This is a genomic window from Providencia sp. wls1914 (genome assembly GCF_009706645.1).
In the GTDB taxonomy this organism is placed as follows: Bacteria; Pseudomonadota; Gammaproteobacteria; order Enterobacterales; family Enterobacteriaceae; genus Providencia; species Providencia zhijiangensis.
Map to the genome: position 1 here is coordinate 236,763 of NZ_WLUN01000004.1, position 23,643 is coordinate 260,405.

Below are 23,643 nucleotides of genomic sequence, written 5' to 3' on the forward strand. Positions count from 1 at the left end.
TTTGCATTTTGGGGCTATTCGAGGTATAAACTGCGACCGTAGCGGATGGTTGTCATTTCCCGCTATATACCAGCAGGTCAGCCATGAGTCTGCTTTCTATCAGGAATGTTTATAACCGGTTGAATTTCAATAATAATCATTGAAGTTTTTAAGGGGAAAACAGTTATATTGGGGGTTAATGGGCGATGATCCATAATCTGCTGAATAACAGTATCCAACCGTCTTACGCGGATCGCCGTGTGACATTGGCTTTTACTTTCCTGTCTATGTTGACTTCATCGCGAAGTTACCGTCATACCTATCATAGATCCATAATACTTAGCCAGTAATCTATAATGTAGTCGTCTGCTAAGTCTGTGGATATATATTGTCACCGTTTAGAAGTTCTAAGCACTTTAATTACAATCTGAGTATCGCTGTTTCCCTGACATTACTGCCTAGTTGCATCATGCGCTTGGTCGCTGCTTGTCTGGAAGGAGAACGCATCACTCACCCCTCCATACTAGGAGTTTATTATGAATGATAATATCGCTCGCAAGATGCGCCAAACTTACAATATTGCGTATTGGGGCGGTGGTTACTATCAGGTGAATGAGCGCGGAAATGTCTGTGTTTGCCCGAATCCTGAAAACCCTGACACCTTTGTTGATTTAGCTGATTTAGTCTACCAAGTTAAAGAAGAGCAGGAACATTTACGTTTACCTGCGCTGTTCTGTTTCCCTCAAATTTTGCAACACCGTTTGCGTTCAATTAACGCGGCGTTTAAACGTGCGCGCGAATCTTACGGTTATAAAGGGGACTATTTTTTAGTCTACCCAATTAAAGTTAACCAACAACGTCGTGTGATTGAGTCGCTGGTCAATTCTGGGGAACCTTTAGGGTTAGAAGCGGGTTCAAAAGCGGAATTAATGGCAGTATTAGCCAACGCAGGTCGCACTCGCACTGTGATTGTGTGTAACGGCTATAAAGATCGCGAATATATTCGTCTGGCATTAATCGGCGAAAAACTGGGGCACAAAGTGTACCTAGTTATCGAAAAAATGTCTGAAATCGAGATGGTGCTGGAAGAAGCACAAAAACTGGAAGTGACGCCTCGTTTAGGTGTTCGTGCCCGTTTAGCATCCCAAGGTTCCGGTAAATGGCAGGCGAGTGGCGGTGAAAAATCTAAATTTGGATTGGCGGCAACACAAGTTCTGCAATTAGTCGAAATTTTACGCAATGCGAACCGCTTGGATAGCCTGCAATTATTGCACTTCCATTTAGGTTCTCAAATGGCGAATATTCGTGATATCGCGACAGGGGTTCGTGAGTCAGCCCGTTTCTACGTCGAGTTGCATCAATTAGGTGTCAACATTCAGTGCTTTGACGTGGGCGGTGGCTTAGGCGTTGATTATGAAGGTACGCGTTCTCAGTCAGATTGTTCGGTTAACTATGGCTTGAACGAATACGCGAACAACGTGATTTGGGCGATTGGCGATGCGTGTGAAGAGTTTAACTTGCCACACCCAACGGTGATCACCGAGTCTGGGCGTGCATTGACCGCTCACCATACCGTGTTAGTCTCTAACGTGATTGGGGTTGAGCGTAACGAATTCACCAAAACCACACCGCCGAGTGAAGATGCGCCACGTTCACTGGTTTCGTTATGGGAAACGTGGGAATCCATGCAGCATCAAGGTAATAGCCGCTCGCTGCGTGAATGGCTTCACGATAGCCAGTTTGACTTGCAAGAAGCACATACCCAGTATGCGCATGGTGTGTTGGACTTAACACAACGCGCATGGGCAGAAGAGCTATACTTAAATATCTGTCGCCGTATTCAGCAAGATTTAGACCCTAGCAACCGCGCTCATCGCCCAATTATTGATGAGCTGCAAGAGCGTATGGCGGATAAATTCTATGTGAATTTCTCGCTGTTCCAATCACTGCCAGACGCTTGGGGAATTGACCAAGTGTTCCCAGTCTTGCCAATTGAAGGCTTAGATAAGCCGTTAGACAGACGTGCGGTATTGCTGGATATCACTTGTGACTCAGATGGTATTATTGATCATTATGTTGATGGTGATGGGGTGGAAACCACCATGCCAATGCCAGCGTATGATCCAGAAAATCCGCCGATGATTGGCTTCTTTATGATCGGGGCATACCAAGAAATTTTAGGCAACATGCACAACTTATTCGGCGATACTGCCGCCATCGATGTGTGGGTTGATAGCCAAGGCAGCATTCGTTACCTGCAAAGTGAAGAGGGCGATTCAGTCGCCGATATGCTGCAATATGTGAAGCTGGTTCCTGAAGTACTGTTAGAAAGCTTTATTGAGCAAGTGAAAGGCACTGGGCTAAGCGACGAGCTGCAAAAAGATTTTGTGAACGAGTTTGAAAGTGGGTTGTACGGTTACACTTACTTAGAAGATGAATGATTAAGGAACAGTGATGATTAATAGCACATTAGGAAATCAGGTTGATAATTCACTGGTTTCAAACGCATTTGGTTTTTTACGTTTTCCATTAAATTTTCAACCCTATAGCTCTGATGCTGATTGGGTGATCACGGGCGTTCCATTTGATATGGCAACTTCCGGGCGTGCAGGTAGCCGTCATGGGCCTGCGGCCATTCGACAAGTTTCAACAAACTTAGCATGGGAAAGTCACCGTTGGCCATGGGATTTCAAATTAAAGAATAAACTCAACGTGGTTGACTGCGGCGATGTAGTGTTTGCCTTCGGTGATGCGCAAGATATGTGCGACAAGCTGCAAGCTCACACTGAAAAGCTGTTGGAATCCGGTAAACGCTGTTTAACGTTTGGTGGCGACCACTTTGTGACATTGCCATTACTGCGCGCCCATGCGAAACACTTCGGTAAAATGGCGTTAGTGCATTTTGATGCGCACACTGACACATACGGCAATGGCAGCCTGTATGACCACGGCACCATGTTCTATCATGCGCCAAAAGAAGGTTTGATCGACCCAAATCATTCTGTGCAGATTGGTATTCGTACTGAGCATGATTCTGACAACGGTTTCACGGTATTGGATGCGGCTCAAGCGAATGATCGTGGTGTGGATGACATGGTTGCTCAGATCAAACAGATCGTGGGTGATATGCCTGTTTATCTGACATTTGATATTGACTGTCTGGATCCTGCATTTGCACCAGGAACCGGTACGCCAGTGATTGGTGGTTTAACATCTGATAAAGCGTTAAAACTGCTGCGTGGAATTAAGTCACTGAATATTGTTGGGATGGATGTGGTGGAAGTGGCTCCAGCCTATGACCAATCAGAAATTACGGCATTAGCCGCAGCGACGATTGCATTGGAACTGTTATATATCCAAGCGTCTAAAAAGTAAGTTTTAATCCGCTATTTAAGGTGCCTAATGTTTCATTGGGCACCTTTTTTTATGCCTAAAGGCTGTGTTCTTTCAATTGGGCAAGAATGGAATAGGCTTGTGTCCACAGAACTGAGCCGCCTTCATGAGAGAACAAAAAGTGTTCGCTATCAGGAAAACGCTGAGCCAGTGTTTTACCAAAATCAGGTGAATGCACGGTACTCACATCTTGCTCGCCATACCACAGTGCGACAGGGCAGTGGATATCTTCAGGATTGAACTGCCAATGCTGCAGGGCGATTAAGAGATCTTGAACATAGCCTTGGTTACCTTGCATAAATGCACGTTCCATACAGTCACTGTAGGCGGTTAAGAAGCTCTCTTCGCTATAAACCTGCTGGTCTATCTCTGCACTACAGTTAAGAATAAATGCCAGTAACCATTGTGAGGTCACATTGCGCATCAACCATTCCGATAAAGCATCAGGGGTATGAATGGCTTGCTCCTGCATATTAACCACATCTTGTTTTAATTGCGCACGGGTTGCAGGAAACTCAAATTGGTCTTGTCCTGACACAAGCGATAAAGAAACAGGGGAGGCGTAGCTGGCGAGTGCCATGGCGAAAACGGCACCTTGAGAAAAACCGACAACGGAAAATGACGGCAGTTTTTGAGCATTCAGAAGTTCTTGAATATCTTGAGCAAAGCGTTGTAGGGATTTATGCTCATCAAAGGTGGATTGACCGAGTCCGGCACGCTCAGGGGTTATCAAGCGTATATTTAGCTCTTCAAGACGGTCAATGCCAAAGCCCAGTGTACCGCTCATCCCTGCGCCAGTACAAAAAATCACGGGGAACCCCTGTTCAGGGCCAGATTCATACCAACACAAAAGTCGCCCATCAGATAATGTCATCGACATATGGCGAGTATTGGATATTTTGTTGCTATACATAATAAATACCTACAAGATAGAATTTTTAGTGCGACATGTTAGTTTCTATCGCGAGTCGTCAATGACTTTACCGTTGTTATTTCCTATTTGCTAAAACAGATTTGTAGGGCAGGTAACTCAACCTGTTATAGACAGCTCAGAATTTTAAATTAAGAAATAGGTTAATTGCAAAATATACGCTCAATTACGGCTATTTTACAGCCAAAAGGATAATTTATGCCATTTTCAGACTCAGAAAAGCAAATTCTCTTAGCGGTGAAGGGAGTTGGACCAACAGTGATTAGCCGATTAGAACAAATGGGGTTTTCATCTTTAGCGCAGTTAAGTGAAGCTTCTTACGATGAAATTTTAATTTCGGGCGCGGCACTAACGGGGTCAAGTTGTTGGAAAAATAGCCCTCAAGCTAAAAAAGCGGTGGAAGGCGCTATTGCTGCAGCAAAGGACGCCTTACGCTAAGTTGGCTATGACTGTTTATTTTTCACTTATTGCTTGTTTTTCATTTTCCACTTTTTGCTACGCAGAATATTGAGCATTTGCACTGACATGGAGAAGAACATAGCAAAATAGATATAGCCTTTTGATACATGTACCTGAACACTTTCAAGTAACAGAGTGAAGCCCACAAGGATCAAGAAAGAGAGTGCGAGGATTTTGACGGAAGGGTAACGCTCCACAAAATCACCAATAGGTTTCGCGGCGAACATCATGATCATGACCGCCATAATCACAGCTGCCATCATAATAAACAGATGGTCAGATAGCCCCACGGCGGTGATCACCGAATCTAAACTGAAGATAATATCTAAAATTGCGATTTGCATAATGGCTCCCCAGAATGAAGTCACTTTTTTCTGGGCTATTCCATCATCGTCTTCCCCTTCAATGGTATCGAAAATCTCCTGACTGGATTTCCAAATTAGGAATAAGCCACCGGCACACAAAATTAAGTCGCGGGCGGAAACGGTATGTTCAGCTAATGTGAAAAGTGGCGTGGTGAGGCGTGCGAGCCAAGCAATGGACGCTAGCAGTGCTAAGCGCATGCCCATCGCTGCGATTAACCCAATACGTCTGGCACTATTTTGTTGATGAGCGGGTAATTTGCTGACGACAATACTTAAGAAAATAATATTGTCGATACCCAGTACGACTTCCAAAATTGTTAATGTTGCCAATGCCATCCAAGCATGGGGATCTAAGAACCACTCAAACATCTTGTTGCCTTAAAAATGGAATAAAAAATCGTCTGTTTGGCACAGGCGATACCTTGACTGATTAACCGAGGTTAAAGTGCCGCGCTAATAATGGACCTGTAAAATCTTTTTTTAAATAGAAACCTCTCGGTAATGTCATTATTGGCTGCCCAAATTCACCAATACCTTCGGTTAGCGCTCTATTATTCGCCGCTTTGGGACGAATCTGTAAAACTTGTCCGTGACGAGCGGTGATGGTTTCGACTTTTCCCAGCACAATTAAATCCATTAACTCTTCCCAATCTTGGCGTAAAAGTTGTTCTTCAAGCGCAGAAGGGCTCCAAATCAGCGGGTTTGCAATACGGCGCTGGGCAAGTGGAATTTGGCGTTCACCTTCAATCGGAAACCACAGAATACGAGATAATTTGCGGCGCACATGGCTATTTTCCCATGTTAGGCCGCTATTGCCTGTAAGTGGCGCGACAGAGACAAACGTCGTTTCTAATGGTACGCCATGGCGATCGATTGGAATTGTTTTAAGCTCGACTCCAATATCTGCAAAGTCTTGTTCGGCTTTACTGCCTGCGGTCGCACCTAAAAAATACTCTAACAGTGTCCCGACCCAGCCTTTATCTCGCTTAAGATCGGGGGGGATTGGGATACCTGCGATAGTTGCTAGCTCACCAAGCGTATAGCCTGCAAGGGCTTGGGCTCGCGCTAATAAGACGGTTTCATTTTCTGGTGGTGAAGGCGGTATAAAGGACATAGTCGACAGAATTTGATTGTGTTTAAAAAATAACCAAGGAAATGGTCGCAAGATAGGGTGAGTATAACACTTTTTAGTCACCGTATTTAACTTCATGATATATATATGGATATTAGATAATAATCACAGACGGGATTATGAATATTTAGGGTTATTCAACTTCATCCCAAGATAATCACAGGATCATGCACTAGGTTATCCACAGGATTTCTGGATAACTGTGAAAAACTGCGATTACTGTGTGAATTTACAGCCTTGACTAATGTCATTTATTGAAGCTCGTCACAAAAAGCGGGTAAGTTAAGTACATTCCTTGTGGATAAAACATGCATTGATTGATCTTTGCTCAGTTGAACTCCTAACAAAAAAAGAGGGGAAAACTTACAGTGGATATCTCATGTGAAATTCACTTATTGCTATGATTTATAATGTTTTATTTTTTAGTGTGGTTTTTTGTTAGAAATGAATAGTTGGGATATACCCTGATTACTATCTGGTTGTTCACATGGATATCCACAGAAAAAGTGAATAAAATCCATTTTACTCACTCTAACTGTTTATAACTATCATCAATTCTGTGTATTATCCTCAGTTGGCTTAAACCAAGCTGATTTAAAGTCAAACCAGCCAAAGGTATTCATACGAACACCTCGCATCGTTCTTTGACCTTGTAACTCTAACCAGTGATGAAAAATGGGGTGGAAGACTTGAGAATCAATCAAGCTCTCGCACCAAGATTCCACATCCAATTTTTGCTGGCGCCACAACTGTAACTCTTCATCGAGGGTTTTTCCTAAACACTGACGCAATAGCGGCATTTCGTACAACGTGGCGAAGATAGAAAATTCAAGAGGTTTATAAAAGTTGGCAGTGGAGAGCCAAATATCGCTCTTTGCATCCCCGTTAAACCAATCATCATAATCAACGATGTTAATTTTAAGCTCTACTCCTTGGGTTTCTAACACTCGCTTCATGATTTGGCTGATGGCATAAAATTCATGATGATGGCGATAAAAGGTGACCGTTAGTTCGGTTAAGTCTTCAGGTTTGGTTCGCTGGGAGAGCATTTTACTGTGATGCCAATGAAGCAGTAATCCATAAGCAGGCGCCCAGTGGCGTTGATAGAAGGATTCACAGTGCGCTAGTAGGTTGACGGGGGTTAAAAAGCTACACAGCCATTTACGCACATCTTCCCGTTGAGAAATGTCGGAGCGTTGGTCGAATAACAGAAAATAGCAACCTTCCTCCATGCGGCTTTCGAGAGAGTCATTGTGGCGTTTATCACCATCCATCTTTAATGTGGTACACACCATCTGCTCAGAAAGCTCGGGAACCACCCAAATAGTCACCTCATCCAACAAGGCACGATAGCCAAAATAGCGGTCAAAAGCGCTGATGGTGAGTTTCTGAGGAATATTGGTTTCGACTTCATAAGGACCCGTACCAATAGGGCGCTGACTAAAGCCGCTGATGGTTTCCCACTCTTTCGGGAGAATGGCGGCATGTGGGCTGCCCAGTAACCAAGGAAATTGCGTATCAGGATGGCTCAGATGGACATCAATCACGTAAGGTTGCGAGGAGGTGACCGAGTGAATATGTGAGAACAGCGGCCAGCACTGCTTTAATCGTAATAAAGAGTGGATAATATCCTCCACTTGCATTTCACGTCCATGATGAAAATAGATAGCCGGACGTAAATAAAAGCGCCAATGTTGCTCGTTAATGGCTTGCCAGTGGTGAGCAATACCATCTTCTACTTCCCCTTTTTCCTCATTTAAGTGAGTTAATCCATTAAATATCTGACTCATTAAGTGGATTTCAGAGCGGCGCATTGGGGTGCCGGGAAGTAAATTAGGAAAATCACGGTAATAAATGATGCGCAGTAAGTTTTTACCTTGTCGATAACTGCGCTCAAGCTCCGATAAGACCATTTGGCGGATAGTCTCTTTATCGCCCACGAGAGCCACAAGTTTTTCAATACTTTCTTCTTTTAACAGCTGTTCAGCCTGCGCCTGTTGTAGTTCTAAGCCATTGATATGAAAAATTAATGCGGAGCGTTTTCCTCGTCCCGATTCTGCTTGCCAACTGAGCCAACCATGGGACTGCATATTATTGAGCAGGGTACGAACATGACGGCGAGAGCAAAACAAAATATCGGCAATATCTTGCAATGTGGTTTCACTGTTTTTTCCCTGAAAGTGCTGCCACAAGCGTACAAATTGCGTTTGTAATCGAGAATTAGACATAAAAGAGGAACTCCAGAATAAATTGCATCAATTTTAATATCCTATATTCCGTAGATAATAGGGGGCAGTAAGTAGCTCTATTGACCTGTCTGTTGCAGGTTTACTCCCCCTTTTATTGAGTAATGGTATATATTTACCAGCCGGTATGTGAATGCATACTGGCTTTTTTTCTTCATATTTCACGTTGTGGCTGTGTTGGCTTCATTAGGATACTCAGGTCACATACTTATGTATGCTCCCCGAGATATCCTCATTTTGCCGCCTTGCCACAACGCGAACTATTTTGAAAAATATAAAGAGGCAATTAATTGAATAATTGCATATTAGGAATTAATGGGGAAGGATTTATTGGTGGGCGCGGTTTGTTGGAGTTGAGTTCTACTTTTACGGGCAAGAAAAAGCCCACCGAAGTGGGCTGGGGATTAATTCATAAAGGCGGGGAGCTTTTGCTCGTAATCCTTGATTTGGTCAACGTGCTGTAACGTCAAACCAATGCTGTCTAAGCCATTCATCATGCAATGGCGGCGGAAACTGTCAATCTCGAAAGTATACACTTTGTCGCCAGCAGTGACGGTTTGCGCTTCTAAATCCACCGTAAACTGGCAACCTTCGTGGCTGTTCACATAGTTGAACATCTCATCCACTTGCTGTTCGCTTAATTTAATTGGCAGTAATTGGTTATTAAACGAGTTACCGTAAAAAATATCGGCGAAACTTGGCGCAATCACCACTTGGATACCGAAATCGGTCAGTGCCCAAGGTGCGTGTTCACGAGATGAACCGCAACCAAAGTTTTCACGGGCTAACAGAATGCTAGCGCCTTTAAATACTGGTTTGTTCAAGACAAAATCAGGATTAGGTTGCTGGCCTTTATCATCTAAAAAACGCCAGTCATTAAATAAATGCTGACCAAAGCCTGTGCGAGTCACTTTCTGCAAAAATTGTTTTGGAATAATCGCATCGGTGTCGACGTTTGCGGCATCTAAAGGAGCAACAATCCCAACATGCTTAATAAACTTATCCATGGTTTTCTCCTTTAGATTTGAATGTCACGAACATCAGCAAAATGACCGTTAATCGCTGCGGCAGCAGCCATTGCAGGGCTAACTAAATGGGTGCGACCTGCACGACCTTGGCGACCTTCAAAGTTTCGGTTGCTGGTGGATGCGCAGCGTTCACCCGGATTCAAACGGTCGTTGTTCATCGCTAAGCACATTGAACAGCCTGGTAAGCGCCATTCGAAGCCAGCATCCATAAAGATTTTATCCAAACCTTCCTGTTCAGCTTGGGCTTTAACTGGGCCGGAACCTGGTACCACAATGGCTTGTACGCCAGACGCGACTTTTTTCCCTTTGGCAATGGCCGCAGCGGCGCGTAAATCTTCGATGCGTGAGTTAGTGCAAGAGCCAATAAAGACTTTATCAATCTTCACGTCAGATAACTTAATACCTGATTCCAATCCCATGTACGCCAAGGCTTTTTCTGCAGAAGCTCGCTCGACGGGGTCAGTAAAAGATTCAGGTGCTGGGATTGGTTGGTTAATCGCGATCACTTGCCCCGGGTTAGTACCCCAAGTCACTTGCGGTGCAATAGTCTCAGCTTGGATGGTGATCACTTTGTCGAACTTCGCATCATCATCGGTTTTTAACGTTTTCCAATACGCGACAGCATCATCCCAATCTTGGCCTTTCGGTGCAAATTGGCGACCTTTCATATAATTAAAGGTGGTTTCATCGGGAGCGATAATGCCGGCTTTAGCGCCTAACTCAATCGCCATGTTACAGACGGTCATGCGACCTTCCATGCTCAAATCTTCAATTGCATCACCGCAAAATTCGACAATGTAGCCCGTTCCACCTGCGCTACCCGTGGTACCGATAATGGCTAAAACGATATCTTTTGCGGTAATCCCCGCAGGTGCTTTACCCACCACTTCAATTTTCATGGTTTTGGCACGCGCTTGTTTCAAGGTTTGGGTCGCCATGACGTGTTCAACTTCGGATGTCCCAATCCCAAAAGCTAATGCGCCGAATGCACCGTGAGTGGCAGTATGAGAATCACCACAAACGATGGTTGTCCCCGGTAAAGTGATGCCTTGCTCTGGCCCCATCACATGGACAATACCTTGATATGGGTGATTTAAATCATATAAAGTCACGCCGAATTCTTCGCAGTTTTTCATCAACTCTTGCATCTGAATTCGCGCCATATCACCGCAGGCATTGATATCTTTAGTCTGCGTTGACACGTTATGATCCATGGTTGCAAATGTTTTGCTTGGTTGATGCAACGGGCGATTTTTGGTTCTTAAACCATCAAACGCTTGCGGTGAAGTCACTTCATGTACCAGATGGCGATCGATATAAATTAAAGGGATTTCGTTTTCAACCTCACGGACAACGTGAGCGTCATATAATTTTTGGTATAAAGTCTTCGACATGTTAAACCCCTTCTTCAATATAACGAGCGATAATGTCACCCATTTCACTGGTACTGATTGATTGACCATTGCCCGCTAAATCTGAAGTACGATAGCCATTTTCTAATGCTTTATTCACCGCGCTTTCGATGGCATCAGCCGCTTCCGTTTGATTCAAACTAAAACGCAATAACATGGATGCCGACAAAATTTGTGCGATTGGGTTGGCAATATTTTTGCCTGCGATATCTGGCGCTGAACCGCCTGCGGGCTCGTACAAGCCAAAGCCATCGGCGTTTAAGCTAGCTGAAGGCAACATACCCATCGAGCCTGTGATCATCGCGCACTCATCGGAAATAATGTCACCGAATAAGTTGGAGCACAGAACCACATCAAACTGAGAAGGGGCTTTGATCATCTGCATCGCGGCGTTATCGATATACATATGGTTCACTTCAACATCTGGGTACTCTTTGGCAATTTGGTTAACCACTTCGCGCCATAATACGGAGCTTTGTAAAACGTTAGCTTTATCAATTGAAGTCACTTTATGGCTACGTTTACGAGCAGATTCAAAGGCAATGCGGGCAATGCGTTCAATTTCATAGCGGTGATAAACCTCGGTATCGAACGCATATTCTTCAGCGCCTTCGCCTTTACGGCCTTTTGGCTGACCAAAGTAAATCCCACCCGTTAATTCACGGACGCATAAAATATCAAACCCTTGAGCAGCAATGTCTGCGCGTAATGGGCAAAATGCTTCTAATGCTTGGTATAAACGAGCAGGGCGTAAATTACTGAATAATTTAAAATGTTTACGCAATGGTAATAATGCGCCGCGTTCAGGCTGGCTGTCCGGTGGCAAATGTTCCCATTTTGGGCCACCCACTGAGCCGAATAATACGGCATCAGCCTCTTCACAACCTTTGACTGTCGCTTGCGGTAATGGCTCTCCGTGATTATCAATGGCAGCGCCGCCCACATCATATTCTTTAGTTGAAATGGTGATAGCAAATCGCTTACTAATCGCGTTCAATACTTTATGAGCTTGAGCCATCACTTCAGGGCCGATTCCATCGCCCGCTAATACCGCAATATTAAAATTCGTAGACATGTTTACACCGCTTCCTTTGTATTAATTTGTGACTCTTGGTCAGAGATTTTTTGTTTTTCTTTTTTGACTTGTTCTGCACGCCAAATGCTATTCAACACGTGCACCATCGCTTTTGCTGATGACTCAACGATATCCGTCGCCAATCCCATACCGTGGAAACGACGGCCAAAACATTCAGCGACGATGTCCACTTGTCCTAATGCATTTTCCCCCTGACCTTTTGCAGACAATTGGTAAGAAACCAATTTCATTGGGTAGTTGGTGATTTTACTAATCGCTTGGTAGATGGCATCAACAGGGCCATTTCCGGTTGCCGCTTCTGATTTTTCTGTTTCACCACACTGCATTTTGACGGTTGCAGTGGCCACAATGCTTGAACCCGACTGTGTACTAAAGTAATCCATGACAAAATGGTCAGTTTCATCTTGTTGTTTCGCGAAGAAGGCTAAAGCCTCTAAATCATAATCAAACACTTGGCCTTTTTTATCGGCTAAGTTCAAGAATGCGGTGTATAACTCATCCAAGTTGAAATCTTTACCTTCGCTGTAACCCATCTCTTCCATGCGGTGTTTAACTGCTGCACGACCTGAACGAGAGGTTAAATTCAATTGTTGCTCTTTCAAGCCGATGGATTCAGGGGTCATGATTTCGTATGTTTCGCGATTCTTTAACACGCCATCTTGGTGGATCCCTGATGAATGCGCGAATGCGTTGCTGCCCACAACCGCTTTATTGGCAGGAATTGGGGTATTGCATAACTGGCTGACTAACTGGCTGGTGCGGTAAATTTCTTTGTGATTGATATTGGTGTGCACACCTAACATCTGTTCACGCAATTTAATCGCCATGATCACTTCTTCTAACGCGGTATTTCCTGCGCGTTCGCCTAATCCGTTGATCGTTCCTTCCACTTGGCGAGCTCCGGCTTGAACGGCGCTGATGGAGTTGGCGACTGACATGCCTAAGTCATCATGGCAATGAACGGAGATGATGGCTTTATCAATGTTAGGTACGCGCTCATATAAAGAAGAGATAATGCCACCGAATTGATATGGGGTCGTGTAGCCGACGGTATCTGGGATATTAATAGTAGTCGCGCCAGCACCAATGGCGGCTTCGACAATACGGCATAAGTTATCAATATCGGTACGACCTGCATCTTCACACGAAAATTCCACATCATCGGTATAACGACGTGCGCGTTTAATGGAGTTGACCGCCATATCCATCACGCCATCAAACGTTTTGTTTAACTTTTTCTGCATATGCAAATTGGATGTCGCTAAGAACACATGAATACGGAATGCTTCAGCCACTTTCAAGGATTCAGCCGCTACATCAATATCATTTTCAACACAGCGTGCTAATGCGCAGATGCGGCTGTTTTTGATTTCTCGGGCGATAGTTTGAACAGACTCAAAATCACCCGGGGATGAGACAGGAAACCCAGCTTCAATAACATCGACACCTAAGCGCTCTAACGCGAAAGCAATTTGTAATTTTTCTTTAACGGATAAGCTGGCCTGCAAGGCTTGCTCGCCATCACGTAAGGTCGTATCGAAGATGATAACTTGGTTGCTCATAATGCGTTCCTCATAGACTAAATTTTGTTGTTTTTAATTCTGTTTGTTGGATTCCCATCTAGCCGCAGGCATAAAAAAACCCGCTGGTTGCGCGGGCTTCTTTATGTTTGTGGACAGTATTTGTTTTACTTTCCATCCATAAGCATACCGCGCAAATTGGCTGCGAGTAGTAGTAGGCTTAGTAGGCGGATAGAAAATGTCATGGGTAACTGTCTCTCTATGAATTTCAAATAATCTGCATTTATTGATACGTGATTTCAATAATGATGTCAAACTTAATTTTTTGAGCTCGAAATGCTCGAAATTGAGTTGTTATCGATTATTGGAGTTTGCGTCTGATATTTATAATTTTTATGATGTTTTTGTCTATATCAGGCCGCTAAAAGTAGGCTAAAATTTCGTCTAAAAATTAATGGCATGATGATGTTTTTATAACGTAATGATTTTTATTATGTTTATATAATGAAAGTATGCAGAAGTTAGATAAAAGTCTTTGTTGGTATTGATGATGGCTATGCTTCAAATAAGGTTAATTATCTAATAAATAAATAATTAAAAATTAATCTGATAATGAGATTCAAGCGCGTTTATAGAAGAGATTTATTATGATTTATTCTTGAATTTGTTTTATTATTTTTATCGAAATGATGCTGACTTTAATAAGTTACACGCACCCATTACACTGATGAATATTTGCATTTTATGATGATATCTATACCTCGATTCTAATTTATGGGCAAAAAGAATAGAAGCGTCGTTTTAATAAATGCAGGGAAAGCGAAATAACTTATCATGTATAAGTTGTTTTAAAAATAATATTTAATGATTTTATATTTTTCGTCAATATTGCTTTGATGAATTATGTTCATTAATTAAAAATGATAAATATATTTAGTGGAGTTAAAAATGACTGATTTTGATACGATCTCAACAGCAAAAAAAGAAAGTAGCGATATTCATCTGCGTAATGTTGATTTGAACTTATTAACTGTTTTTGATGTTGTGATGCAAATGCAAAATGTCACTCGTGCAGCACAAGTTCTCGGTATGTCTCAGCCTGCAGTAAGTAACGCCGTATCCCGTTTAAAATCTATGTTCAATGACGAATTATTTGTTCGTTATGGGCGTGGTATTCAACCAACTTCGCGTGCTAAACAATTATTTGGGCCAGTAAGACAAGCGCTTCAATTGGTGCATAATGAATTACCAGGCGCAGGATTTGATCCTAAGCAAAGCGAAAGAGCATTTAACTTATCTATTTGCTCTCCATTGGATATTCGCTTAGCGGCAATAATTGTTGATAAATTTAAAATTGCATCGCCAAATATTCAAGTTTTCATTCATTCTTTTTTAGGGAATAACATAGCGCATCAATTAAAGTATCAAGAGATAGATTTCTTCTTGGGCTATAATCAATTCGAAAAACCCGAATATCAACATCAGATTTTATTTAATGATGAATTAGTTTTAGTCGTAGCGAGTCACCATCCAAGAATTGAAAGTACCATTAATCAAGAAATGTTAGTGAATGAAAGACACGCTATTATGGCAATGGATAATATCGGGTCATTTAGCAAACTGTATTACCATAATACGGAACTTTCACACACTGTCAGTTATCAAGGAACTGACTTAAACAGTGTATTGAACATTGTGGCACAAACAGATTTAGTGGCGATTGCACCTAAATGGTTAGTGGAACACCATGCAAGTCAACTGCAACTACGTACTTTATCATTGCCTTGGGAAGATAATTCCCGCCCATGTTATTTAACGTGGCATGAATCGACGGCGCGAGATAAAGGCCATCAATGGATGAAAACGCAGTTTTGCCAAATGATAGAACAGTTGTAAGCTAGATTGATTCAATTCATTCCAAGATAACACTAGCATATTCCTCTAAATACTAACTCGCCATGATGAAAATAGTGGCGAGTTTTGTTGTGTCCGTAGCATTTGCAAAAAATTTACACTTTATTCCTTTCCTCGTTTATCTTTCCGCTATACACTCAAAATATTCAGCTAACAGATGTAAGCTGAAATAATAAAAAGTATTAAGATTAGGTTATTTGTGAGTTTGCCGAATGACTTAAAATTCTAATGACCTATAGGGAATACACTTTGATTACTGAAAATCTATATCCATATCATATTGTTAACCGCATACGTTCCAGAATGGACGCGAGCGAGTCAGCGGATCGGATAGCTTTCAGTCAATGGGACAACGGACATCAATCAGAACTGACTTGGGCAGAAGTGGGTACCAAAACCACCGCGATTGCACATCAGCTCTTAGCGATGAATGTTGCACCGCAAGAGAATATTGGGCTTTTTGCTCAAAACAGTATGAATTGGTCTTTGGTTGATCTGGCTGTATTACAAATTAAAGCCGTGACGGTGCCTCTCTATGCTACCAGCAGTATCGACCAAGCCGCCTATATCATTAATGACGCCAACATTAAGATCCTCTTTGTGGGTGCTCAAGAACAATACCAAGTTGCTTGCCAATTACTTGCCCATTGCCCGCAACTCACCGCTATCATTGCATTAGATGATAATGTTGAATTAGATGGCCAAGTGGCTAACAGCATGCACTTATCGACATTTATGTCCCTCGCTCAGCCTCAATATCAAGCTGAGTTAGATACGCGAATTGCTGCTCAAAATTTAAGTGATTTATTCACCATTATTTATACCTCGGGCACCACGGGTGAACCGAAAGGGGTAATGCTGGATTACTACAATATGGCAGCTCAGCTTTATCTTCATGACAACCGTTTAGAACTGTCCGAAGACGATGTTTCATTATGTTTTCTACCGCTTTCCCACGTTTTTGAACGCGCATGGAGTTTTTATGTCATGCACAGCGGCGCGCGTAATGTCTATTTAACCAATACTAATTTAGTAAAAGAAGCGCTTGCTGATGTTAAGCCAACGGTGATGTGTGCCGTACCACGTTTCTATGAGAAAGTTTATAGCGCAGTACAAAGTAAAGTATCCCAAGCGCCTTTCATGCGTCGTGCGATTTTCAAATGGGCGATTGCGATAGGGAAACAAAAAGTGAAAGCGATGGCGAAAGGTAAATCACTTTCATTTATCAACAATCGCTTATATGCATTGGCAGATAAACTGGTTCTAAGCAAGATTCGCCAAGGGCTCGGTGGTCACATTCGTTTTATGCCAGCGGCGGGCGCGCGTCTCGATGATGATGTGATTGCGTTTTTCTTGTCTGCAGGTGTGGATATCAAATATGGCTATGGGATGAGCGAAACTTGCGCGACAGTCTCGTGCTGGGAAGCTAACAAATACCCATTAGGTTCAATTGGTACACCGCTTTCTGCCATTTCTGTACGCATTGGCGCAAACGACGAAATCCAAGTCAAAGGCCCCGTCGTCATGAAAGGCTACTATAATCGCCCGCAAGAAACGATAGATACATTCACGGCTGATGGTTGGTTGCGTACAGGGGATGCCGGAAAAATCGATGAGCAAGGCAACTTATATATTACGGATAGACTGAAAGATTTAATGAAAACGTCTAACGGGAAATATATTGCGCCACAGGTTATCGAAGGTGTTTTAGGTCAAGACCGTTTTATTGAGCATATTGCCGTCATTGCTGATGCACGTAAATTTGTCTCTGCGCTGATAGTCCCTTGCTATGACAGCCTTGAAGAGTATGCAAATTCAATTAACTTAAAATACCGTGATCGTTTGGAGCTGTTAAAAGACTCTAAAATTGTCGCGCTGTTTGAAGGTCGTCTCAAAGAGCTACAAAAGAATCTGGAAAACTTCCATCAAGTGAAGCGTTTTACACTGTTACCAAGCAATTTCTCAATGGAGAAAGGTGAATTAACGCCTACGCTGAAATTACGCCGTAAAATTATTTCAGAGCGCTACCGATTAGAAATTGAATCTATGTATCAAGAGTAATTCGATATTTAATCATATTTTCTAAGCCCTTCAGTGGTTATCCCTGAAGGGCTTTGTTTTACCTGCTATTTATGTAAAATCGCGTTGCCACTATTTTTGCTTACCTTTTAGTTATTTTCGCTCTATTTTGATTGAAAACTAGTCAATGAATCTGCCGAATTTTCATGTTCAAGACAAAATGAAATCTTCCTTAATTTCTCTGCGAAATCAAATTTGCGTCCCACAAATGGTAGGGATATGTTAAGAGCTGAATTTATGACTAACTTAATAAAAATTAAAGAGGGCCGTTCGGCTCTCTGTTAACTTGCAAATAGTCTGAGGGCAAACTCATGGAGATGTTGTCGGGAGCAGAAATGGCCGTCAAGTCATTGATTGACCAAGGAGTGAAACACGTATTTGGCTATCCGGGAGGCGCAGTTCTTGATATTTATGATGCACTGCATACCGTGGGTGGCGTAGAGCATATTTTAGTTCGTCACGAGCAAGCTGCGGTGCATATGGCCGATGGCTATGCGCGCTCAACAGGGGATGTGGGCGTAGTGTTAGTAACGTCAGGACCCGGCGCAACCAATGCGATAACTGGTATTGCGACTGCGTATATGGACTCTGTACCCATGGTGGTTTTATCGGGGCAGGTCGCCAGTTCATTAATTGGGAACGATGCGTTCCAAGAGTGCGATATGGTGGGTATTTCGCGCCCAATCGTGAAGCATAGTTTTCTCATCAAACACGCGAAAGAGATCCCTGAAACCATCAAAAAAGCGTTCTATATTGCGGCGAGTGGACGCCCAGGGCCTGTGGTGATCGACTTTCCAAAAGATACGGTGAATCCGGCCGCTAAATTCCCTTATCGCTACCCTGAATCCGTCTCATTGCGCTCATATAATCCGACCTTACAAGGGCACAAAGGACAAATTAAGAAAGCGTTGACCAAATTAGTCGCGGCGAAGAAGCCAGTGATGTATATCGGTGGCGGTGCGATCAATGCCAATTGCTCCGCGGAGCTAATGACACTAGCTGAAAAACTTCAGTTGCCAGTGGTATCAACGTTGATGGGGCTAGGCGCATTTCCCGAAACTCACCAACAATCTGTGGGTATGCTCGGAATGCATGGCACCTACGAAGCTAACAAAGTGATGCATCATTCTGATGTGATTTTTGCGGTAGGTGTTCGCTTTGACGACCGTACAACCAATAACTTAGAAAAATATTGCCCGAATGCAACCGTGATCCAAATTGATGTGGACCCAACCTCAATTTCGAAAACAGTCAAAGCGGATATTCCCATTGTTGGCGATGCAAAACTTACGTTAGAACAGATGATTGCTCAACTGGATCATGCGGCTGCCGAGCAAGATACTGCTGCACTGCAAACGTGGTGGAAGGAGATCGGTATTTGGCGCGAAAAACAGTGCCTAAAATATGCATTAAACCCAAGTAAAGTGAAGCCGCAACAAGCCATTGAGGCTATTTACCGCTTAACCAACGGTGAAGCTTATGTGACCTCAGATGTGGGGCAGCACCAAATGTTTGCTGCACTTTATTATCCGTTTGATAAACCACGGCACTGGATCAACTCAGGGGGCTTAGGCACCATGGGCTTTGGTTTGCCAGCTGCTTTAGGGGTTAAATTAGCGCACCCTAAATCCACGGTTGTATGCGTGACTGGCGACGGCAGTATTCAGATGAACATTCAAGAGCTTTCAACTGCGCTGCAATATGGATTACCGGTACTGATCCTGAATCTGAATAATGGTTTCTTGGGCATGGTAAAACAGTGGCAGGACATGATTTATCAAGGTCGTCACTCACAGTCCTATATGCAGTCATTGCCAAATTTCACAAAATTAGCCGAGGCTTATGGGCATGTGGGGATTTCAATTGCCTCCCCAGATGAACTTGAAGATAAGCTGAAACAAGCGCTAACCGAAGTGAATGAAAACCAGCGTCTGGTCTTTGTAGATATTAATATTGATGAAACTGAGCATGTTTACCCAATGCAGATCCGTGGTGGAGCAATGGATGAAATGTGGTTAAGTAAAACGGAGAGGACTTGATCATGCGTCGTATCTTATCAGTGTTACTAGAGAATGAATCAGGGGCATTATCTCGCGTGATTGGGTTGTTTTCACAGCGCGGTTATAACATCGAAAGCTTGACCGTAGCACCGACCGACGATCCGACATTGTCACGGATGACCATCCAGACAAAGGGGGATGCCAAGGTGCTCGAGCAGATTGAAAAACAGTTGCATAAACTGGTGGATGTGTTGCGTGTGAGTGAACTGACCGCATCAGCTCATGTCGAGCGTGAAATCATGTTAGTGAAACTACAAGCTTCCGGTTATGGGCGCGATGAAATTAAGCGAAGTGCCGATATTTTCCGTGGGCAAATCGTGGATGTGACACCAACGCTGTACACCGTTCAGCTCGCAGGAACAAGCGATAAACTGGATGCATTCCTTGAAGCTGTGCGTGGTGTTGCTGAAATTGTTGAAGTTGCACGCTCAGGGATTGTTGGTGTTTCTCGTGGCGATAAAATTATGCGATGAAAAATTTATCCGCCGCAGGTAGAATAGAGCGGATTAAGGCCTCGAATGACTCGGGGCTGTTTCCCAAATTGCAAAGAGGTTAACGTGAAACTGGATGAGATAGCCCGTCTAGCGGGTGTTTCCCGCACAACGGCTAGTTATGTGATCAACGGCAAGGCCAAGCAGTATCGAGTCAGCGATAAAACTGTAGAAAAAGTGATGGCAGTCGTCAGAGAGCACAATTACCATCCAAACGCAGTCGCTGCAGGGTTACGCGCTGGTCGCACTCGCTCAATCGGGTTGGTGATCCCTGATCTTGAAAATACTAGCTATACCCGTATCGCCAATTATCTTGAGAGACAAGCTCGTCAGCGCGGATATCAGCTTTTAATTGCGTGTTCAGAAGACCAACCTGACAACGAAATTCGTTGCGTGGAACATTTACTGCAGCGCCAAGTTGACGCGATTATTGTGTCTACCGCATTACCTCCTGAACATCCGTTTTATCAGCGCTGGGCGAACCGTTCACTGCCTATCATCGCGCTGGATAGAGCATTAGAAAAAGAGCATTTCATTAGCGTGGTCGGTGACGACCAAGAAGATGCTCTGATGATCTCTAAAGAATTACGTAAATTCTCAGCTGAATCGGTCTTATATCTCGGGGCATTACCTGAACTTTCTGTTAGCTATCTACGTGAGCAAGGTTTCCGTAAAGCATGGGAAGGGGACACTCGCGAAGTCAATTATTTATACGCCAATAGTTATGAGCGTGATGCCGCGGCCGACGTTTTCTCCCAATGGCTAGATAGCGGTAACGCGATGCCGGATGCATTATTCACAACGTCATTTTCTTTGCTGCAAGGCGTGTTGGATGTGGCATTGAAACGCAATGGCCGCTTACCTGAAAACATGGTTATCAGCACCTTTGGTGATAACGAATTACTGGATTTCCTCGGTTGTCCTGTGCTCTCTCTCGCTCAGCGCCACCGTGATATTGCAGAGCGTATTTTAGAATTAGTATTAGCCAGCCTAGACGAGAAACAGAAGCCAGAAACTGGAATTCGTCGAATTCGCAGGGACTTATGTCGCCGTGGTAGTTTAGGTCGCAAACAGTAGTGGATAAACCTTATCCACTGGTGAAAAAACCGGTTTAATAGTTAGTGATGTTAACCAAGATTCTTAGTAATATATCCGCCCCTATCTATTAGGGGCTTTTTTTTGGTGAAATTTATGGGGGATTGCGATTTTTTTATTGCGTTATCCTGTAAATATTTCACTTTAGGAATTTTCCTAATACTTTTTTTGATTATTTTGCATCGATTGGTTTTTTGACGAATTAAATTTTTTTAACCCATAAAAAAACCGATAAATACAATGAGCAAATTATTGTCAGCAAAATAACACTGTGAATTAAAGCAGTTGTTTAATGTATTGAAATATAATGATTTTATATAATAATACGTATTATTTGGTAGTTTTGTTTAAATAATCATCAATAAATGATGATCAAAAGGTAAAGAATAGACACGAAATAAACTGATTAAAAATGAGACGTATATATCATTTACTCAAATTTGTATGATTTTGCAGCAATGAAATAGATTTAAATATGTTTTACCTGCGTTTTATAAATAAGTGAATTATATCAACTCGTTATTTCTCTTTTTCTTTCCAAGTAAGATTTTTTCCAACTTTTTCTTTTCTAAAACGTTCTGTAAATAAAGCTAAAGCTACGTGCGGCTGGCTTGACAACGTTTTCATACCATTCGTAAACTTTATAAGTGGAGAATTGTGGGGTAAAGTGGGGCAGTTGGAAATAAAGGGGAAAAATCAGGTATGTTTCGTGGGGCTACACTGGTTAATCTCGACAGCAAAGGGCGACTAACCGTGCCTACTCGTTATCGAGGAATGCTGAGCGAGGAATCGAAAGGGCAAATGGTGTGTACCATTGACCTTCACCAGCCATGCCTGTTGCTTTATACCTTACCCGAATGGGAAATCATTGAGGAAAAACTGTCTAAGTTATCCACCATGAATCCCGCAGAACGTCGAGTACAGCGCCTTTTACTTGGTCATGCCAGTGAATGTCAGATAGACAATGCAGGACGTCTTTTGCTAGCTAGCACGCTGCGTCAACACGCAGGGCTAACAAAAGAGGTCATGTTGGTGGGCCAAATAAATAAATTTGAAATTTGGGATGAACAGATGTGGTACCAGCAGGTGGAAACTGACATCGCTGCTGAGCGTCTAGCCGACGAACCGCTGTCCGCCCGTCTACAGGATTTGTCACTATAACAATGACACAGCAGCAATTTAAACACGTAACAGTACTGCTCGATGAAGCAGTGAACGGCTTAAATCTTAAACCAAATGGTATCTATATTGATGGCACATTTGGTCGTGGCGGGCACTCTCGCTTGATTTTAAGCCAACTAGGAGATCAAGGTCGCTTGATTGCCATTGACCGTGACCCAGAGGCGATTAAAGCCGCTCAAGGGATTGATGACCCACGTTTTATGATTAAGCATGGCCCATTTTCAGCAATTGCAGATTATGTGGAAGAAGAAGGCTTAGTAGGCAAGATTGATGGTGTGTTGCTGGATCTCGGCGTCTCTTCGCCGCAGTTAGATGATCCAGAGCGTGGGTTCTCATTTATGCGTGATGGGCCACTGGATATGCGTATGGATCCAACGCGTGGTCAATCCGCGCAGCAATGGCTGATGAACGCGGAAGCAGACGATATCGCATGGGTGCTCAAAACATTTGGTGAAGAGCGTTTTGCAAAGCGTATCGCAAGAGCCATTGTTGAGCGCAACCATAATCCCGAAGAAGAACCGTTAACGCGTACACGCCACTTGGCGGAGCTGATTGCCAAAGTCAGTCCGATTAAAGACCGACACAAGCACCCAGCAACCCGCAGCTTCCAAGCGATTCGTATTTATATCAATAGCGAGCTGGAAGAGATTGAGAAAGCATTAAATGGTGCGATGTCTGTTTTAGCACCTGAAGGGCGTTTATCGGTGATCAGTTTCCATTCATTGGAAGACAGATTAGTAAAACGCTTTATTCGTCAAAACAGTACCGGACCTTCTGTTCCTGCGGGGATTCCACTGACAGAAGCGCAAATCAAAGAGCTAGGTGCCGCTAAATTACGTGCACTAGGCAAAATGAAGCCTTCCGAGAGTGAAATTGACGAAAACCCACGAGCACGTAGCTCGGTGTTACGTTTTGCAGAGAGAGCGGTAGAGTAATGACACCAGAAAGACACAGTTTAGCCAGAGTCATCGGTCGCGATTTATTTCGTTACGGAATTATTCCGATGATTTTGCTAGCCGCGATAGTGATTAGCGCTGTGTTTGTGGTGACCACCGCTCATGAAACACGACTGCTGACTGCCGCCAAAGATAAGCTGTACGAAGAGAAAGATTTTCTCGATATCGAATGGCGAAACTTGATCCTTGAAGAGAATGCGTTAGCCAGTCACAGCCGTGTTGAGCGTTTATCTGTTGAAAAATTGCAAATGGTTCATGTTGAGCCATCCCAAGAAAATATTATTGTTTCCAAGCAATAACGAAGG

Annotated in this window: 15 protein-coding genes and 4 pseudogenes; 11 read left to right on the forward strand and 8 right to left on the reverse strand. The window is 43.3% G+C overall.

Features of this window, described 5'->3' with window-relative positions; all coding sequences use genetic code 11:
* The first annotated feature begins 515 nt into the window (after positions 1-515).
* Both speA and speB read left to right on the forward strand, forming a co-directional pair.
* A pseudogene (gene speA, locus GKR74_RS03255) lies at positions 516-2,441 on the forward strand (biosynthetic arginine decarboxylase).
* On the forward strand, positions 2,434-3,354 hold the full coding sequence (speB, locus tag GKR74_RS03260; RefSeq protein WP_154602511.1) for an agmatinase: 921 nt from the start codon (positions 2,434-2,436) through the stop codon (positions 3,352-3,354). The pseudogene speA and the gene speB overlap by 8 nt, the downstream one beginning before the upstream one ends.
* 55 nt (positions 3,355-3,409) lie before the next feature.
* On the opposite strand, the gene GKR74_RS03265 is transcribed toward speB, so the two are convergent.
* Entirely contained in the window at positions 3,410-4,285 is an 876-nt protein-coding gene (locus GKR74_RS03265) for an alpha/beta fold hydrolase (protein ID WP_154602512.1), read from the reverse strand.
* Positions 4,286-4,501: 216 nt separating this feature from the next.
* Here GKR74_RS03265 and GKR74_RS03270 point away from each other — a divergent pair, with 216 nt between their 5' ends.
* Positions 4,502-4,741: a helix-hairpin-helix domain-containing protein gene (locus tag GKR74_RS03270; RefSeq protein ID WP_154602513.1), complete on the forward strand. Its 240-nt coding sequence runs from the start codon at positions 4,502-4,504 to the stop codon at positions 4,739-4,741.
* A gap of 26 nt (positions 4,742-4,767) precedes the next feature.
* Here the strand turns inward: GKR74_RS03270 and GKR74_RS03275 are convergent, their stop codons facing one another.
* The 7 genes and pseudogenes from GKR74_RS03275 to leuA form a co-directional block, all read right to left on the reverse strand.
* Entirely contained in the window at positions 4,768-5,496 is a 729-nt protein-coding gene (locus tag GKR74_RS03275; RefSeq protein ID WP_154602514.1) for a TerC family protein, read from the reverse strand.
* A gap of 61 nt (positions 5,497-5,557) precedes the next feature.
* Complete coding sequence (gene mutH / locus GKR74_RS03280) at positions 5,558-6,241, reverse strand: DNA mismatch repair endonuclease MutH (RefSeq protein ID WP_418055353.1); 684 nt, start codon at positions 6,239-6,241, stop codon at positions 5,558-5,560.
* Between the two features lie 563 nt (positions 6,242-6,804).
* Positions 6,805-8,487 (reverse strand): annotated as a pseudogene (gene sgrR / locus GKR74_RS03285) (HTH-type transcriptional regulator SgrR).
* Positions 8,488-8,909: 422 nt separating this feature from the next.
* A complete protein-coding gene (leuD, locus tag GKR74_RS03290; protein WP_154602516.1) occupies positions 8,910-9,512 on the reverse strand; it encodes a 3-isopropylmalate dehydratase small subunit in 603 nt (200 codons plus the stop codon).
* An 11-nt stretch (positions 9,513-9,523) separates the two neighbouring features.
* Positions 9,524-10,927 (reverse strand): 3-isopropylmalate dehydratase large subunit, encoded by a 1,404-nt coding sequence (gene leuC, locus GKR74_RS03295; RefSeq protein WP_154602517.1) that lies wholly within the window; start codon positions 10,925-10,927, stop codon positions 9,524-9,526.
* A 1-nt stretch (position 10,928) separates the two neighbouring features.
* Positions 10,929-12,020, reverse strand: coding sequence for a 3-isopropylmalate dehydrogenase (gene leuB / locus GKR74_RS03300; protein ID WP_154602518.1), 1,092 nt, complete (start codon positions 12,018-12,020; stop codon positions 10,929-10,931).
* Positions 12,021-12,022: 2 nt separating this feature from the next.
* The gene (gene leuA / locus GKR74_RS03305) at positions 12,023-13,603 is read right to left on the reverse strand and encodes a 2-isopropylmalate synthase (protein ID WP_154602519.1); all 1,581 of its coding nucleotides are present in this window, start codon (positions 13,601-13,603) and stop codon (positions 12,023-12,025) included.
* A 906-nt stretch (positions 13,604-14,509) separates the two neighbouring features.
* Here leuA and leuO point away from each other — a divergent pair.
* The 8 genes and pseudogenes from leuO to ftsL all read left to right on the forward strand — a co-directional run bounded on the left by leuO (position 14,510) and on the right by ftsL (position 23,637).
* Positions 14,510-15,457: a transcriptional regulator LeuO gene (leuO, locus tag GKR74_RS03315; protein ID WP_154602521.1), complete on the forward strand. Its 948-nt coding sequence runs from the start codon at positions 14,510-14,512 to the stop codon at positions 15,455-15,457.
* Between the two features lie 321 nt (positions 15,458-15,778).
* A complete protein-coding gene (locus GKR74_RS03320) occupies positions 15,779-17,536 on the forward strand; it encodes an AMP-dependent synthetase/ligase (RefSeq protein WP_154602522.1) in 1,758 nt (585 codons plus the stop codon).
* A 329-nt stretch (positions 17,537-17,865) separates the two neighbouring features.
* A pseudogene (ilvI, locus tag GKR74_RS03325) lies at positions 17,866-19,623 on the forward strand (acetolactate synthase 3 large subunit).
* Positions 19,596-20,114, forward strand: a pseudogene (ilvN, locus tag GKR74_RS03330) (acetolactate synthase small subunit). Before ilvI ends, ilvN begins: the two co-directional pseudogenes overlap by 28 nt.
* 57 nt (positions 20,115-20,171) lie before the next feature.
* On the forward strand, positions 20,172-21,182 hold the full coding sequence (cra, locus tag GKR74_RS03335) for a catabolite repressor/activator (RefSeq protein WP_181477415.1): 1,011 nt from the start codon (positions 20,172-20,174) through the stop codon (positions 21,180-21,182).
* A 720-nt stretch (positions 21,183-21,902) separates the two neighbouring features.
* A complete protein-coding gene (mraZ, locus tag GKR74_RS03340) occupies positions 21,903-22,361 on the forward strand; it encodes a division/cell wall cluster transcriptional repressor MraZ (protein WP_154602526.1) in 459 nt (152 codons plus the stop codon).
* Positions 22,362-22,363: 2 nt separating this feature from the next.
* Positions 22,364-23,317: a 16S rRNA (cytosine(1402)-N(4))-methyltransferase RsmH gene (gene rsmH, locus GKR74_RS03345; RefSeq protein ID WP_154602527.1), complete on the forward strand. Its 954-nt coding sequence runs from the start codon at positions 22,364-22,366 to the stop codon at positions 23,315-23,317.
* Complete coding sequence (gene ftsL, locus GKR74_RS03350; RefSeq protein ID WP_036951205.1) at positions 23,317-23,637, forward strand: cell division protein FtsL; 321 nt, start codon at positions 23,317-23,319, stop codon at positions 23,635-23,637. The genes rsmH and ftsL overlap by 1 nt, the downstream gene beginning before the upstream one ends.
* The last annotated feature ends 6 nt before the right edge of the window (positions 23,638-23,643 follow it).

Excerpts from the sequence above, each read along its gene's own strand:
- speB (WP_154602511.1), top strand. The coding sequence starts at position 2,434 with ATGATTAATAGCACATTAGGAAATCAGGTTGATAATTCACTGGTTTCA.
- GKR74_RS03265 (WP_154602512.1), bottom strand. The coding sequence starts at position 4,285 with ATGTATAGCAACAAAATATCCAATACTCGCCATATGTCGATGACATTA.
- GKR74_RS03270 (WP_154602513.1), top strand. The coding sequence starts at position 4,502 with ATGCCATTTTCAGACTCAGAAAAGCAAATTCTCTTAGCGGTGAAGGGA.
- GKR74_RS03275 (WP_154602514.1), bottom strand. The coding sequence starts at position 5,496 with ATGTTTGAGTGGTTCTTAGATCCCCATGCTTGGATGGCATTGGCAACA.
- mutH (WP_418055353.1), bottom strand. The coding sequence starts at position 6,241 with ATGTCCTTTATACCGCCTTCACCACCAGAAAATGAAACCGTCTTATTA.
- leuD (WP_154602516.1), bottom strand. The coding sequence starts at position 9,512 with ATGGATAAGTTTATTAAGCATGTTGGGATTGTTGCTCCTTTAGATGCC.
- leuC (WP_154602517.1), bottom strand. The coding sequence starts at position 10,927 with ATGTCGAAGACTTTATACCAAAAATTATATGACGCTCACGTTGTCCGT.
- leuB (WP_154602518.1), bottom strand. The coding sequence starts at position 12,020 with ATGTCTACGAATTTTAATATTGCGGTATTAGCGGGCGATGGAATCGGC.
- leuA (WP_154602519.1), bottom strand. The coding sequence starts at position 13,603 with ATGAGCAACCAAGTTATCATCTTCGATACGACCTTACGTGATGGCGAG.
- leuO (WP_154602521.1), top strand. The coding sequence starts at position 14,510 with ATGACTGATTTTGATACGATCTCAACAGCAAAAAAAGAAAGTAGCGAT.
- GKR74_RS03320 (WP_154602522.1), top strand. The coding sequence starts at position 15,779 with ATGGACGCGAGCGAGTCAGCGGATCGGATAGCTTTCAGTCAATGGGAC.
- mraZ (WP_154602526.1), top strand. The coding sequence starts at position 21,903 with ATGTTTCGTGGGGCTACACTGGTTAATCTCGACAGCAAAGGGCGACTA.
- rsmH (WP_154602527.1), top strand. The coding sequence starts at position 22,364 with ATGACACAGCAGCAATTTAAACACGTAACAGTACTGCTCGATGAAGCA.
- ftsL (WP_036951205.1), top strand. The coding sequence starts at position 23,317 with ATGACACCAGAAAGACACAGTTTAGCCAGAGTCATCGGTCGCGATTTA.